Source organism: Paracoccus fistulariae, from assembly GCF_028553785.1.
GTDB lineage: Bacteria > Pseudomonadota > Alphaproteobacteria > Rhodobacterales > Rhodobacteraceae > Paracoccus > Paracoccus fistulariae.
Map to the genome: position 1 here is coordinate 3,493,097 of NZ_CP067136.1, position 14,303 is coordinate 3,507,399.

General features: G+C 63.2%; 14 protein-coding genes and 2 tRNA genes. 6 read left to right on the forward strand and 10 right to left on the reverse strand.

The genetic code is table 11. The annotated features are described in order from the left end of the window. The first annotated feature begins 42 nt into the window (after positions 1-42). Both upp and JHX87_RS17255 read left to right on the forward strand, forming a co-directional pair. Positions 43-618 carry a uracil phosphoribosyltransferase gene (upp, locus tag JHX87_RS17250; RefSeq protein ID WP_272833944.1) on the forward strand — a complete coding sequence of 192 codons (576 nt, stop codon included), beginning with the start codon at positions 43-45 and terminating at the stop codon, positions 616-618. Positions 619-685: 67 nt separating this feature from the next. Next, positions 686-1,681 carry an SPOR domain-containing protein gene (locus JHX87_RS17255; protein ID WP_271883558.1) on the forward strand — a complete coding sequence of 332 codons (996 nt, stop codon included), beginning with the start codon at positions 686-688 and terminating at the stop codon, positions 1,679-1,681. 68 nt (positions 1,682-1,749) lie between these two features. On the opposite strand, the gene JHX87_RS17260 is transcribed toward JHX87_RS17255, so the two are convergent. Beyond that, complete coding sequence (locus JHX87_RS17260; RefSeq protein WP_271883557.1) at positions 1,750-1,902, reverse strand: hypothetical protein; 153 nt, start codon at positions 1,900-1,902, stop codon at positions 1,750-1,752. 124 nt (positions 1,903-2,026) lie between these two features. Then, a complete protein-coding gene (gene tyrS, locus JHX87_RS17265) occupies positions 2,027-3,271 on the reverse strand; it encodes a tyrosine--tRNA ligase (protein WP_271883556.1) in 1,245 nt (414 codons plus the stop codon). A gap of 59 nt (positions 3,272-3,330) precedes the next feature. On the opposite strand from tyrS, the gene JHX87_RS17270 reads away from it, so the two are divergent. The 4 genes from JHX87_RS17270 to JHX87_RS17285 all read left to right on the forward strand — a co-directional run bounded on the left by JHX87_RS17270 (position 3,331) and on the right by JHX87_RS17285 (position 6,302). Continuing rightward, positions 3,331-4,425: an anhydro-N-acetylmuramic acid kinase gene (locus tag JHX87_RS17270; protein WP_271883555.1), complete on the forward strand. Its 1,095-nt coding sequence runs from the start codon at positions 3,331-3,333 to the stop codon at positions 4,423-4,425. 126 nt (positions 4,426-4,551) lie between these two features. Continuing rightward, a tRNA-Asp gene (locus JHX87_RS17275) sits at positions 4,552-4,628 on the forward strand. Between the two features lie 27 nt (positions 4,629-4,655). Beyond that, positions 4,656-4,732 (forward strand) — tRNA-Asp (locus tag JHX87_RS17280). 304 nt (positions 4,733-5,036) lie between these two features. Next, a complete protein-coding gene (locus tag JHX87_RS17285; RefSeq protein ID WP_271883554.1) occupies positions 5,037-6,302 on the forward strand; it encodes a glutamate-5-semialdehyde dehydrogenase in 1,266 nt (421 codons plus the stop codon). Here the strand turns inward: JHX87_RS17285 and JHX87_RS17290 are convergent. From JHX87_RS17290 to JHX87_RS17325, 8 genes are all read right to left on the reverse strand, one after another. Continuing rightward, positions 6,299-7,840, reverse strand: coding sequence for a PhnE/PtxC family ABC transporter permease (locus tag JHX87_RS17290; RefSeq protein WP_271883553.1), 1,542 nt, complete (start codon positions 7,838-7,840; stop codon positions 6,299-6,301). The two genes, JHX87_RS17285 and JHX87_RS17290, sit on opposite strands and share 4 nt — an antisense overlap. Further along, positions 7,821-8,483: an ATP-binding cassette domain-containing protein gene (locus JHX87_RS17295; protein ID WP_271883552.1), complete on the reverse strand. Its 663-nt coding sequence runs from the start codon at positions 8,481-8,483 to the stop codon at positions 7,821-7,823. The genes JHX87_RS17290 and JHX87_RS17295 overlap by 20 nt, the downstream gene beginning before the upstream one ends. A gap of 4 nt (positions 8,484-8,487) precedes the next feature. Then, positions 8,488-9,303 (reverse strand): putative selenate ABC transporter substrate-binding protein, encoded by an 816-nt coding sequence (locus JHX87_RS17300; protein ID WP_473087570.1) that lies wholly within the window; start codon positions 9,301-9,303, stop codon positions 8,488-8,490. A 217-nt stretch (positions 9,304-9,520) separates the two neighbouring features. Beyond that, positions 9,521-10,576 (reverse strand): Gfo/Idh/MocA family protein, encoded by a 1,056-nt coding sequence (locus tag JHX87_RS17305; RefSeq protein WP_271883550.1) that lies wholly within the window; start codon positions 10,574-10,576, stop codon positions 9,521-9,523. Then, positions 10,576-11,361, reverse strand: coding sequence for a ThuA domain-containing protein (locus JHX87_RS17310; protein ID WP_271883549.1), 786 nt, complete (start codon positions 11,359-11,361; stop codon positions 10,576-10,578). Before JHX87_RS17310 ends, JHX87_RS17305 begins: the two co-directional genes overlap by 1 nt. A gap of 80 nt (positions 11,362-11,441) precedes the next feature. Continuing rightward, complete coding sequence (locus tag JHX87_RS17315) at positions 11,442-12,449, reverse strand: ABC transporter ATP-binding protein (RefSeq protein WP_271883548.1); 1,008 nt, start codon at positions 12,447-12,449, stop codon at positions 11,442-11,444. A gap of 4 nt (positions 12,450-12,453) precedes the next feature. Then, positions 12,454-13,287 (reverse strand): carbohydrate ABC transporter permease, encoded by an 834-nt coding sequence (locus JHX87_RS17320; RefSeq protein WP_271883547.1) that lies wholly within the window; start codon positions 13,285-13,287, stop codon positions 12,454-12,456. Continuing rightward, positions 13,287-14,246, reverse strand: coding sequence for a carbohydrate ABC transporter permease (locus JHX87_RS17325; protein ID WP_271883546.1), 960 nt, complete (start codon positions 14,244-14,246; stop codon positions 13,287-13,289). The genes JHX87_RS17320 and JHX87_RS17325 overlap by 1 nt, the downstream gene beginning before the upstream one ends. Positions 14,247-14,303 lie beyond the last annotated feature (57 nt).

Sequence of the window (14,303 nt, forward strand, 5' to 3'; positions counted from 1 at the left end):
ACCGTCATTGACCACCCGCTTGTTCAGCACAAGCTGACGATCATGCGCCAGAAAGACGTCTCGACCGCGGGGTTCCGGCGGCTTCTGCGCGAAATCAGCCTGCTGCTGGCCTATGAGGTCACGCGCGAATTAGAGCTGACCACCACCCGCATCGAAACCCCGATGACGGAAATGGACGCGCCCACGCTAGAGGGGAAAAAGCTGGCCCTGATCTCGATTCTGCGCGCAGGGAACGGCCTGCTGGATGGCATTCTGGAACTGATTCCCTCGGCCCGGGTCGGCTTCGTGGGGCTGTATCGCGATCCCGAAACGCTGCAGCCGGTGGAATATTACTGCAAGGTTCCGGGCGGGCTGGATGCGCGCATGACCATCGTGGTCGATCCGATGCTGGCGACGGGAAATTCCTCGGTCGCGGCCATCGACATGCTGAAACAGCGCGGCGCCAAAAACCTGCGTTTCCTGTGCCTTCTGGCCGCACCCGAAGGCGTGAAGCGCATGCAAGAGGCCCATCCCGACGTGCCGATCTTCACTGCCGCTTTGGATGATGGGCTGGACGATCACGGCTATATCGTGCCCGGTCTGGGCGATGCGGGCGATCGTATGTTCGGCACCAAGTGACGGATTAACCGGCGCTTCAGCATTCCGCCTTATTCCTGTCACCCACGGGACGATTCGAAGGTGGGTGATGCGGGCGTTGATGGTGTTTCTGGGGGCGGCGCTGTGGCCATTGCTTGCATGGCCGCAGGATGTGCCGCTGTCGTACCGGGGCACACAGTTCATCGACGCGCAGGGCTGTGTCTTTCTGCGCGACATGGGCAAATGGCAGCCCCGTCAGGATCGCGACGGTCACCAGATCTGCGGCTTTCCCCCCACACCGCTTGCGGATGCCGAGGAAGTGGCGCCTTCCAAAAGCCTGGAAGAGCTGTTGCAGACCACCCTTGCAGAAGGGCTGCGCGATGGCGATCTGACCTCGGATCGCCGCGACATGCCGGAACGCAAGGATCCCCTCATCGAACCGGCGCAAACCGCCCTGCAGGATCGCGTGACCCGGCAGGTTCAGGCGATGGAGGCCGTCAGGGCCGCGGTTGCCGCGGCGGGGCCGCAATCATCCCAGCTTTGCGCAAAGCTGGGCTATGTGCCAAGCACGTCCTCCTCTCCGATCATCGGGGCGGATGTGACGCAGGGTCTGTGCCCCGGCATGCGCGCGCCGCTGCCCAAACGGCGGCTTTTGACGGAACATCAGACCGCCATGGCCGAGATGGCAGATCCGAAGACCGGGGGGGCGTCGACAGCAAAGGAAAAGGCGCAAGGGGCGGCAAAGCATGCCGGACCGGCGGTCAGCCCCGAACGGCCGGCGCGGCGGGCACCGGCGAAAAAAGCCAGTGAATCCGTTGTCGCGGATCGGCGTGTCGCAAAGACCGCGCCGCAAAAGCCTGATCCCGAAATGATCCCTCCCAATGCGCGCTTTGTTCAGGTCGGCGCCTTTGCCGATGATCGCAATGCGACCATCACCATCCGCAACCTGTCGCAGCTTGGCTATCGCGTGGCACAGGGCCGGATACGCGATCAGGATCAGCCAAAGCGCCTGATCATGGCCGGCCCGTTCCGGGACCGGCGGGCGCTGATCCTGGCGCTGAACCAGCTGCGCGCCAATGGCTATCCGGGCGCATTCGCGCGGTGATGCGGGTGCAGAGCAACAAAAAGGGGGCGAAAGACGCCCCCGGAAATCCTTGTGATCCTGCCCGCCGGTCAGGCGGCGTAAGGGGCATCATATTCGGTCTTGACCGCGCGCGGGGATTCCTCGCGCGCATAATAACCAAACATCTGCGCCAGAATCGCATCAGCCTCGGCCTGTGCCTTGCGTTCGGCGATGCTCAGCGGTTTTTTCTGGTCCTGTGACATATCCTGTGTCTCCGGGTCGAGTTTGTGGTCCTCTCCCATGCCCGGAACTTAGGAATTCTGCGCCCGCAATTCCAGCGGCGGGACGCAGCGTCACGGCCTTGCAACGCGGCCATTTCGCAGGCGCTTAGCCGATCCGCAGCATCCGATGCTTTTTCTTGCCGACCGAAACTTTCAGACCGTCACCGATCAGAGCCGCATCCACCGGGTGCTGCGGGTCGGAAACGGGTTCGTTGTTCAGCCGCAGCCCGCCTTCGGCGATCAGGCGCTTGGCCTCTTTCCCCGACGAGGTGATCCCGGCCTGAACCAGCATCTGGGCGACCGACAGCCCATCCTGTAACGCCGAGGCGGGAAGGGTGGCGACCTCCAGATCGCGACCTGCGCCGCCCTGTTCGAACACCTCGCGTGCGGTGGCCTCGGCGCTGGCGGCAGCCTCGGCACCATGCAGAAGTGCCGTCACCTCATTGGCCAGACGGATCTTGGCGTCGTTGATCTCGGATCCCTGCAACTGGCCCAGACGTTCGCATTCCTCCAGCGGCAGTTCGGTATACAGTTTCAGGAAGCGGCCGACATCGGCATCGGTCGTGTTGCGCCAGAACTGCCAGAATTCATAGGGCGACAGCATATCGCCATTCAGCCAGACCGCGCCGCCCGCCGATTTGCCCATCTTGCGCCCGTCGCTGGTGGTCAGCAGCGGCGAGGTCAGACCCCAGATCACCGTATCATCCACCCGCCGGGTCAGGTCGATCCCGTTGACGATATTGCCCCATTGATCCGAGCCGCCCATCTGCAACTGACAGCCGTAACGGCGGTTCAGTTCAAGGAAATCATAGGCCTGTAGGATCATGTAGTTGAATTCCAGGAAGGACAGCGATTGTTCGCGATCCAGCCGGGATTTCACCGATTCGAAAGACAGCATCCGGTTGACGCTGAAATGCCGCCCGATGTCGCGCAGGAAGGTCAGATAGTTCAGATCGTCCAGCCATTCGGCATTGTTCAGCATCCGCGCGGCATCCGCGCCGTAATCCAGATAGCGCGCGAAAACCTGCTGCATGCCGTCGATATTGGCCTGAATCGCGGCCTCATCCAGCAGGGGGCGTTCGTCCGAGCGGAACGAGGGATCGCCCACCTTCGTCGTGCCTCCGCCCATCAGCGTAATCGGGCGGTTGCCGGTTTTCTGGAACCAGCGCAGCATCATGATGTTCAGCAGATGTCCCACATGCAGGCTGGCCGCGGTGGCATCATAGCCGATGTAAGCCGTCACCGGTCCCGCCAGCAGGGCTTTGTCCAGCGCCTCGTAATCGGTGCAATCGGCGACATAGCCGCGCTCGATCATCACGCGCAGGAAATCGGACTTGGGCTGATAGGTCATGGGCTGTTTCCTTCTGATCGGGGCGGATATACCGGCTGCAGAGATGAAGGGAAAGCACGATGATTGCGCTTGGGATGATGTCCGGAACCTCTTTGGATGGGGTGGATGCCGCGCTGATCGATACGGACGGGCAGCGCATTCATGGTTTCGGCCGCAGCGCCTTTCGACCATATTCCGACAATGAGGCGGCGGTTCTGCATGCCGCGCTTGGGCAGTGGCCGGGTGAGGAGGGGGTTCAGGATGCCGCCGATATCTCGGTCGCCAGCCATGCGGACCTTGCCTCGGATTTTCCCGAAGCGGAGGTCATCGGCTATCACGGTCAGACCCTGGCGCATGATCCTGGCGGGCGGGGCACCCATCAGGCGGGCAGCGGCGCGGTTCTTGCGCAGACCCTGCGGCGCCCTGTCATCTGGGATTTCCGGACCGAGGATGTGCGGCAGGGGGGCGAGGGCGCGCCGCTGGCCCCGTTCTTTCATTGGGCCTGCGCGCAATGGGCTGCGGAAAGCGGCAGATTGCCTGCCGCGCCGGTGGCCTTCCTGAACCTCGGCGGCGTCGGGAATATCACCTGGGTCGATCCGTCCGCCCCGGCGCCAGAGGCCGACGGCGCCTGCCTGGCCTTTGACACCGGGCCTGCCAATGCGCCGATCAATGACCTGATGCGCAGTCGGCTGCGACAGTCCCGGGATGAGGGTGGCGCATTGGCCGCCGCCGGGCGGGCGGATTGCCAGATCGTCGCGGATTTTCTGCGGCATGACTATTTCGCGCGCCGCCCCCCGAAGTCGCTGGATCGCGATCAGTTTGACGGGCTGGCGCGGGCGGTGGCGGCACTGCCCGATGCGGATGCGGCCGCGACGTTGGTTCTGGCGCTGGCCGAATCCGTCGCGGCAGGCATGACATGGCTGCCCTCACCGCCCGAAACCGTGCTGGTCTGCGGGGGCGGACGGCATAACCCGGCCATCATGGCGGCGCTGCGGGCAAGTTTGCCCTTGGCGGTCGAGCCTGTCGAGGCCGCCGGGCTGGATGGCGACATGCTGGAGGCGCAGGCCTTTGGCTGGCTGGCGGTGCGGGTGCTGCGCGGATTGCCCACCTCGGGGCCGATGACGACCGGGGTGGCGGCGCCCTGCTGCGGCGGCCGGATCAGCTCTCCGCGCTAGGATCGGCGGGGCGCGCATTTTCCGCGTGGTTTCGCGCGAATTTTTGTGACGCGCCCTTGACGGGGGCGCAGTGTCTGCGTAAACCGCCCCTCACCCGGCGGGCGATCAGCCGGGTAAGGTGAGTGTGCGGTTGTAGCTCAGTTGGTTAGAGTACCGGCCTGTCACGCCGGGGGTCGCGGGTTCGAGCCCCGTCAACCGCGCCACTTGCACCTGTCGCCCGACGATATAGCGCGGTTGTAGCTCAGTTGGTTAGAGTACCGGCCTGTCACGCCGGGGGTCGCGGGTTCGAGCCCCGTCAACCGCGCCATTTCCACCCAAGCTCACAATAATCTCTGGTAGCCATCGACGATGCGCCCACCCTGCGAATATCCGCAGTGACCATGGCGGGCCGAGGTCAGGATCACGGGCGAAAGCTGTGGCCCCGGGTGGCAAATCACTGGCATCGTGCCCACCTTCACGATGCAAGGGGGGTGCGATTTGCGGTTAGATCGCAGCACAGCGTATCGTCAATTTGGACTCCTGTTTCGGTGCAAAGCTGTTTAAGCAGAGCGCCGACCCTTGCAGGCCGTCGAAACGGGCGTTTGACGCGGCGCCAGACTGAGGAGAGCGACATGAAGGATGAGATCGAGGCACAGGCGCTGGTGACGCAGATGGGCGAAGCCGCCCGAATCGCGGCCATCGAGCTTGCACAGGCACCTGCCGAGGCGAAAGCGGCGGCCCTGACCACTGCCGCCGATCAGATCCGCGACCGCGCGGCTGAGATCCATGCGGCCAATGCGAAGGATATGGAATTCGGACGCCAGAAGGGGCTGTCCGATGCGATGCTTGACCGGCTGATGCTGGACGAGGCGCGGCTGCGCGGGATCGAGGATGGCCTGCGTGCCGTCGCGGCGCAGCGCGATCCGGTGGGCGAGGTCGTCAGCGAATGGGATCGTCCCAACGGGCTGAAAATCCGCCGCGTGCGCACGCCCATCGGCGTGATCGGCGTCATCTATGAAAGCCGCCCGAATGTGACCGCCGATGCCGGGGCGCTGGCGCTGAAATCCGGCAATGCGGTGATCCTGCGCGGGGGCTCGGAAAGCCTGCACAGCTCTCAGGCGATCCATGCCTGCATGGTCGAAGGATTGCGGCAGGCGAAGCTGCCCGAAAGCGCGATCCAGCTTGTGCCCACGCGCGACCGCGCCGCCGTCACGTCGATGCTGCAGGCTCAGGGGTTGATCGACGTGATCATTCCGCGCGGCGGCAAGGGGCTGGTCGGGCTGGTTCAGCGCGAGGCGCGCGTGCCGGTCTTCGCGCATCTTGAGGGGATCTGTCACATCTATGTCGATGCCGATGCCGATGCGGAAAAGGCGCGCAAGGTGGTGTTGAATGCCAAGACGCGGCGCACCGGGATTTGCGGTTCCGCCGAATGCCTGCTGATCGACCGGGGCTTTTATGACAAGAACGGCGCGGCGATCATCGACGACCTGCTGCAAGCTGGGGTCGAGGTTCGGGCCGACGGCGATCTGGCCGCCATTTCGGGCACGACTCTCGCGCAACCCGATGATTTCGGGCGCGAGTTTCTGGACATGATCATTGCGGCAAAGCTGGTCGATGGCGTGGATGAGGCGATCGGCCATATCCGCCGCTATGGCAGCCAGCACACCGAATCGATCCTGACGGAAAATGACGCTGTCGCGGATCGCTTTTTCCGTGGGCTGGACAGTGCCATCCTGATGCGCAACGCCTCGACCCAGTTCGCGGATGGCGGTGAATTCGGGATGGGGGCAGAGATCGGCATTGCCACCGGCAAGATGCATGCGCGTGGCCCGGTCGGGGCCGAGCAACTGACCAGCTTCAAATATCTGGTGATCGGCGACGGGACGATCCGCGCCTAGCAGCGGTTGGTGGCGGCGTGGCTGGACAGCCGGTCCAGCCCAAGCCGCGCGCGCAGCCGTTGCGAGATCACGTCGATCGCCAGCGTGACCAGCACCGTCACCAGCAGCAGGAACACGGCCCGGTCGATGCGCAGTTCCTGAATCGCAGTGCCGATGTAAAAGCCGATGGTCGAGATGCCCAGAAGCCCGACGATCGCGGATTCGCGGATGATGATTTCCCAGCGATAGAAGCAGAGCGCCAGGAAATTGCCGTAGGTCCGCGGCAGCAATTCCCACAGGTAGAGGCTGATCCCCCTGGGCGCATCGGGACGCAGCCCGGTCGCCAGATGCTGCGATTGCTGGCCCATCAGATGTGCAATGATGGCGCCGTTATGCAGCCCAAGCGCGACTACGGCAGGCAGCATCGACGGCCCGAAGACCTGCAGCATGATATAGGCCAGCATATATTCCGGCGTCGATCGCCCGATCACCAGCATCAGATGGCCCAGCAGCGCGCCAAATCGCCCGGTGATGGGGCGCAGGATCAGCGGAAGACCGATCAGCGCCACGATCCCGGCCAGCACCAGCGACAGCTGGGCCACGATCAGCGTCGCCGCCAATCCCGGCAGCGCCTGATCCACGCTCAGCATCTGCAGCCAGTCGCCAAGACTCTGCCAGGTCGCGGGCTGGGCAAGGTCTGCATTTCGCAGCGGGGCGGGAACGATATCCTGCGTCAGAAACCGGATCAGCGCACCCTGTCCCATTGGTGGCGTGTGCAGCGTCGCCAGAAAGCCGACAGCCGCGACCAGATAGACCGGCACCAGCTTGCGGCGCATCCAGATCCGCATGGTGCCGATCAGCAGGTAATAGATGATCAGCACGGCCGCGACCGCCCCGTAGATCCCCTGTTTGAAGAATGTATCCAGTTGAAAGCCCAGCGTCGGCAGCCCGACAAAGCCCAGCACCGCGCTGGAGCGCAGCGCGCATTCCAGCCGATAGCGGGTATAGGTGCCGAATTCCCGTGCCGCCAAAGGCAGCCGGGCGTAGAAAAAGCGCGATATCGCATCGCTGCACGGGGATATGGCGCGGGCGGGCCGGGGGTCGGCCTCATCCAGATATTCGGCGAAAACCTTGGCGAAAATGCCGGTATAGGGGATGGCGATGGCCAGAATGCCGGTCGTCGCGGACAGTCCGGTCACCTGCATCAGCAGCAATGCCCAGAACAGCTCGTGAATCGCGCGGATGGCGACGCAGATCAGCCGGACGGGCGCTCTGTGATAGAACGGTGCCAGCAGAAATCCCGCCGTCGCGCCCGCGGCCACGCCACAGATGGCAAAGGCGACGGTCAGCGCGGCAGTATAGGCCAGCGCGGTGATGGCCCCGAAATCCGGCGACAGCAGCCCCGCGCCCATACGCGACAGCGCGCCCCAGGGGTCGTGCCCGGCAATGCCCAGATCCGCCACAGGCAGCAGCGCGATGGCCAGCAGCAGGAAGCCCAGCGAAATGCCCAGCCGTCCGGGCCGCCACAGGGCGCGGGAATCAGGGACGGTAGAGGGCATCAAGCTCTTCCCCCGACAGCTCGGCGGCGGGTTTGTCGATCATCAGCCGCCCGGCCTTGATGCCCACGATGCGGGTCGCCACCCGGCGGGCCAGCGCGACATCGTGCAGCGACAGAAGCATGGTGCCGAAACGCGTGGCCAGAGTGTCGATCAGCTGCGCGGCATGGCGTTCATCGACGGCGGAAACGGGCTCATCCGCCACCAGAATGCTGCCGCCGCGATGGATCGCGCGGGCCAGCGCCACCCGCTGCTTCTGCCCGCCCGACAGGGCGGCGACGGGTTGGCGGGACAATCCCTCAAGCCCGACCTGCTGCAGGATCTCGTCAATCTGTCGCCGCTGCGCCTTTTGCGGCCAGATCAGGTTCAGCAGGTTATAGCCCGCGCCATGGGCGTCCAGCCGACCCATATAGACATTGTGAAAAACCGAAAGCTGCGGCACCAGCCCGGTTTCCTGCGGGACCAGCGCGATCTGTTCGGACATCTGGTCGGCCAGCCGTGCATAGGCCGCGCTCAGCAGCGTGGTCTTGCCGCTGCCGCTGCGGCCCAACAGGACGACGCGCTCGCCCGGCCGCAGGTGGAAATCCACCTGCGACAGAACGACCGTCTTGCCATAGGCAAGGGTTTCGCCATCCAGATGCAGCATCGGGTCAGTCCAGAAGGCCCAGTTCCCGGCCCGTCTGGACGATGGGCTCATAGGCCTCGTTCGAGGTCGCGACAAAGGCGCGCCGCGGGAATGAGGCCAGCAGGTCGGGATCATCCATACCGATCAGCGCGGCCTTGACCTTCTGGGTGAAGCCCTCGCCATAGCGGGCATCGACATCGCCGCGAATGGTCCAGTTGTAATCGGGATAGGGCGGTGTCTTCCAGATGATCCGGGTCGTCTCGACCTCGGGCAGGCCCTGCGCCACGGCGTCGTCATAGACGGTATAGTTCAGCGCGCCGAGCTGATAGGCACCGGTCGAGACCAGCCGCAAGGTCTGGGCGTGATCGCCGGAAAAGCCGACCTTGGCAAAGAAATCCTCGGGCGCTTCGCCGGTTTCCTTACGGATGTAGAAATCCGGAAACAATCGGCCAGAGGTCGAGGTCTGCGCGCCGAAGGTAAAGCTCAACCCCTTGGCAGACATCGGAAATTCATCGCTTTCCTCCAGCCCGGTGCTGTCATGGGCAATGAAATAAGAGACGAAGGACGTATCCTCATCGCCCTGTGCGATGGCCTGCGATCCGGGCACGGCCAGCCGCGCCTGAACGCCGGTCAGGCCGCCGAACCAGCCCAGCTGGATCTGGTCATTGCGAAACGCCACGACCGAGGCCGCATAATCCTTGACCGGGATATATTCGACCGGAACGCCCAGTTTTTCCTCAAGATAATCCGCGACACCGGAAAAGCGCTCGGTCAGCTTGGTCGCGTCATCATCGGGAATGGCCGAGAAATAAAGCGTGGGGATGTCACTGTTCTGGGCCATCGCGTCATCTGCGGCGAATGCGGCAAGGCCCGTCAGGGCCAGCGCAGCGCAGGTGTGACGCGTGAATTTGGCCATGCCGACACTTACCTTGCCAGACGTGGTCAGTTTCATTGTCTCTATCCTGTCCATGAAATACGCCGCCCCGAAAGGGGCAGCGCCGTGACCTTATCCAAGGCCGTCATGCGACACAACGCAAAGCCGCACCGGGCCTGACCCGTCAGACCTGCAGCAGAAGGCCGTTCTGATGCGCCGAATCCTCGGCTCGGTCCAGCAGGCGTTGCAGCGCCGCGCCACGGGCGAAATCGGGCTCGGCCGGGCCTTCGCCGCGAATGGCGGCGATAAAGCGCGGATAGATCGGCTGGACCTCCGGCGTGTCGATCTCGTGCCAGTCGGCGGTTTGCAGGTCGGGTTCAAGGCTGGCGCGCAGGCGGCTGACGCCCTTTTCAAAGCTGACCTCAAGCCCGCCCGTGTCACCATAGATCCGCAGCCGCAGATCGTTCAGATGGCCGCTGGCAAAGCGGGTGGCCGCGACCGTGCCGATGGCGCCGTTTTCCAGCACGATCTGCATGGTGGCAGAGTCATTGGCATCCAGCCTATATTCGCCGATCTTGCCGCCGGGCGCCTTGTCGAAAGTCTTCAGCAGGCAGGAAACCTGCACGGCATCCTCGCCCGCGATGAAAGTCGCGAAATCAAGGATATGGATGCCGACATCGCCCAGAACGCCCTTGGATCCATGGGCGGTGGACAGGCGCCACAGCCATTGGCTTTCGCTGCGCCATTCGCCCCAGGCGGGCTGCGTCAGCCAGCTTTGCAGATAAGAGGCTTCCAGATGCCGGATCGTGCCGATCTGCCCTTCGCGCACCATCTGCGCGGCCTTTTGCAGCGCCGCGACATTGCGATAGGACAGGTTGACCATATTGACCACACCGGCCCGCCGCGCGGCCTCGGCCATCTCGGCGGCGTGATCGGCCTGCGTGGCCAGTGGCTTTTCGCACAGCACATGCTTGCCCGCCGCCAGCAGCGGCATGGTCGTGGGATAATGCGCGGCATCAGGCGTCACATTGGTCACGGCATCGAATTCGCCCCAGGCCAGCGCCTCATCCAGCGTCGCAAAGCCGTTCGGGATGTCGAAATCCGCGCAGAAGGCGGCCAGCTGTTCCGGCCGCGTGTCCACGCCCGCGACGATCTGGACGCCGGGGATCCTGCCAAAGCCCTCGGCATGGTTGCGCGCCATGCCGCCGGTACCCAGGATCAGAAGACGAACGGGATCCATTACCGGTAACCCTCTTCGCCGTCCTGATGCAGCCGGGGGCCGCGTTCCTCGATCGGCTCCAGCGCCTCGGTCACGGGAACATTCGGCGCGACATTCGGATCGCTGAGGCGCGGGGCCGGGTTATAGGCCCATTTCGCGGCATTCAGCAGCACCCGCTGCACATTCTGGTCGTGATAGGTGGGATAGGTTTCGTGACCGGGGCGGAAATAGAAGATATTGCCCGCACCGCGCTTGTAGGTCAGGCCAGAGCGGAAAGCCTCCCCGCCCGAGAACCAGCTGAGAAAGACGGTTTCCAGCGGTTCCGGCACGCCAAAGGGCTCGCCATACATCTCTTCGTTCTCCAGTTCGAAATGCGTGGGCAGGCCGGCGGTGATCGGATGGTTGCGCGAGGTAACCCAAAGACGCTCGCGCTCACCCGCTTCGCGCCAGGTCAGGTTGCAGGGTCCGCCCATCAGCCGCTTGAACGGCTTGGCGAAATGGGCCGAGTGCAGGAAGACCATGCCCATGCCCGACCAGACGGCGTTGCACACACGCTCGACCACCTGATCGCTGACATCACCATGCGCCTTGTGACCCCACCAGAACAGCACGTCGGTTTCGGCCAGCTTTTCTTCGGTCAGCCCGTGTTCGGGCTCCTGCAGAGTCGCGGCGCTGGCCGAAATCCCGGCGTCGCCGTTCAGCGCCGTGACGATCGCGCCGTGAATCCCGTCGGGATAGACCGAGGCGACGATCTTGTTTTCCTGCTCGTGGAGGTTTTCGTTCCACACTGTCACGCGAATTGCCATGAAGCACTCCTATAGAATGCCCCGCGGAAATAAGCCCGCGGGGAGATTGCCGTGATAAGCCTGTCAGCGGATCGGGAAGATCAGCGGATAGGCGCGTCGTTATAGTCGAAACGGTGCAGATGCTCGGGCCTTGGCTGCAAAGAGACATGGCTGCCAAGCCTGATCTGCAGCTTGCCGGGCTGTCGCACGACAAGCGGTTCTTCGGCCCCGATCTCGACGAAGAGGAAGTTGTCCGAGCCAAGATCCTCGGCATGGACGACCTCGCCGCTCCATTCGCCCGAGCCTTCGGCGACGACATCGATATGCTCTGGCCGGATGCCCAGCGTCTTGCAGTCCTTCGCCTCGGCGAATTTGCCGGTCAGGAAGTTCATCTTGGGGCTCCCGATAAAGCCCGCGACAAAGATCGAATTGGGGCTTTCGTAAAGCTCGGCCGGGGTGCCGACCTGTTCCAGCAGACCGTCGCGCAGAACCGCGATCCGGTCAGCCAGGGTCATGGCTTCGACCTGATCATGCGTCACATAGATCATGGTCGTGTCTTCCATGCTGTGATGCAGCTTGGCGATTTCCAGACGGGTCGCGACCCGCAGCCCCGCATCCAGGTTCGACAGCGGTTCGTCAAACAGGAAGACACGCGGATCGCGCACCAGCGCCCGGCCAATGGCCACACGCTGACGCTGGCCGCCCGAAAGCTGCTTGGGCAGGCGATCCAGCAGGTGGTCGATCTGCAGCATCTTGGCGGCTTCGCGGACGCGGCGGTCGGTTTCCGCCTTGTCGGCCTTGGCCAGTTTCATCCCGAAGGCCATGTTGTCATAGACCTTCATATGCGGGTACAGCGCGTAGCTTTGGAACACCATGGCGATGCCGCGATCGGACGGGACCAGGTTGTTCACCAACTCGTCGTCAAAGCGCATATCGCCCGAAGTGATCTCTTCCAGACCGGAAATCAGCCGCAGCAGCGTGGATTTGCCGCTGCCCGAGGGGCCGACAAAGACCATGAATTCACCTTTGCGGATCTCAAGGTCCACGCCCTTGATCACATCGACGGCGCCATAGGATTTCTTGACGTTTTTCAGCTCAATTTTGGCCATGGGTTCAGCCTTTCACACCGCCGGCGGTCAGGCCCGCCACGATCTTGCGTTGGAAAATAAGGACGAGGACGATCAGCGGAACGGTCACGATGACCGAGGCCGCCATGATCGGACCCCAGGGAATTTCTTGTGCAGAGGCACCTGACAGCATGGCGATGGCCACGGGCACGGTGCGCTGCGATTCCGAACTGGTAAAGGTCAGCGCGAACAGGAACTCGTTCCAGGCGCCGATAAAGGCCAGCAGCCCGGTCGTTACCAGCGCGGGCCACAGCAGCGGCAGGAAAACCTTGCTGATGATGATCCAGGGGCTGGCACCATCGACGATGGCCGCCTCTTCGATCTCGACCGGCAGATCGCGCATGAAGGTGGTCAGCACCCAGACCGTGAAGGGCAGGGTAAAGATCACATAGGATACGATCATTGCCCAGGGCGTGTTGAAGATGCCCAGAAAGCGGACCAGTTCGAACAGACCGGCCAGAACGGCGATCTGCGGGAACATCGAAACCGCAAGGATGGTCATCAGCAGCAACCCGCGTCCCCGGAACCTGACCCGCGCCAGCGCATAAGAGGCCGTCACGGCCAGCAGCAGCGAGAAGGCGACCGTCGTGCTGGCGATGAAGACAGAGTTCAGGATGGCCCGCGGGAAGGTGCGGTTGCCCAGAACGGATTCGTAATTGGTCCAGTTGAAGGATTTCGGCCAGTAATTCACCTGGAACAGCTGCGAGCCGGTCGCGAAGCTGGTCACGATGGCATAGTAGAACGGAAAGACCGAAAACAGGATGATGACCAGCACCAGCGCGTAAAAGCCGATGGTTTTCAAAAGCTTGTTCTGTTGCATCAGTTGCGCCCTCCGGACAGGTCGACGCGGCCCAGCCAGATATACAGGCTGACGAAGATCGCGATGATGGCAAAGAGCAAAGTCGATTGCGCCGCGCCATAGGCGAATTTGTCAAAATCGATCATGTTTTCGCGGCTGATCACCGACATTGTCTTTGTCGCCGAGGAATTCGGCGTCAGCACATAGACCAGGTCAAAGATGCGCAGCGCATCCAGCATGCGGAAGATGATGGCGACCATCAGCGCGGGCCGGATCAGGGGCAGGGTGATCTTGAAGAACACCTTGACCGGATGCACGCCGTCGATGCGGGCGGCCTCATAGATATCGCGCGGCACCATCTGCAGCCCGGCAAGGATCAGCAGCGCCATGAAGGGCGTGGTTTTCCAGATATCCACGATCAGCACCGCCGTCATCGCGGTATCCGGGCTGGCCGTCCAGGCGATCTTCTGGCTGATCAGGCCCAGGCTCAGCAGGATATCGTTGATGATCCCGAACTGGTCGTTCAGCATCCAGCCCCACATCTTCGCCGAAACGATGGTCGGGATGGCCCAGGGGATCAGGATGGCCGCGCGGACGATGCTGCGGCCCTTGAACTCGGCATTCATCACCAGGGCGACGATCAGGCCGAAGACGGTTTCAAACGCGACCGAGACAAACGAGAAGCGAACGGTATTCCAGACCGCATTCCACCAATCCGGATCGACCAGCGTACCGCGATAGATCGTCCGGCCCGAGGACAGCGTGCGAACCTGAAGGTAATTGTCGAAGCCGATCCATTCGGCCCCGTATAGATTGGACAGCGTTGCATCGGTCAGCGAAAACCAGATTGTGCGCAGCAGCGGCCAGGCAGCCACCAGAAACAGCGCGAAAAGCATCGGTGCCAGGAACCAGAAGGCTGCCCGTTGCCTGCGCTGTTGCAGGCTTGGACCGCTGGCACCGGCCAGGGTTTGATCGGTCATTGAAAATCTCCTCGACATGGCCGTGTGTGGCCGATGACGGTCGGGCGCGAGGAACGC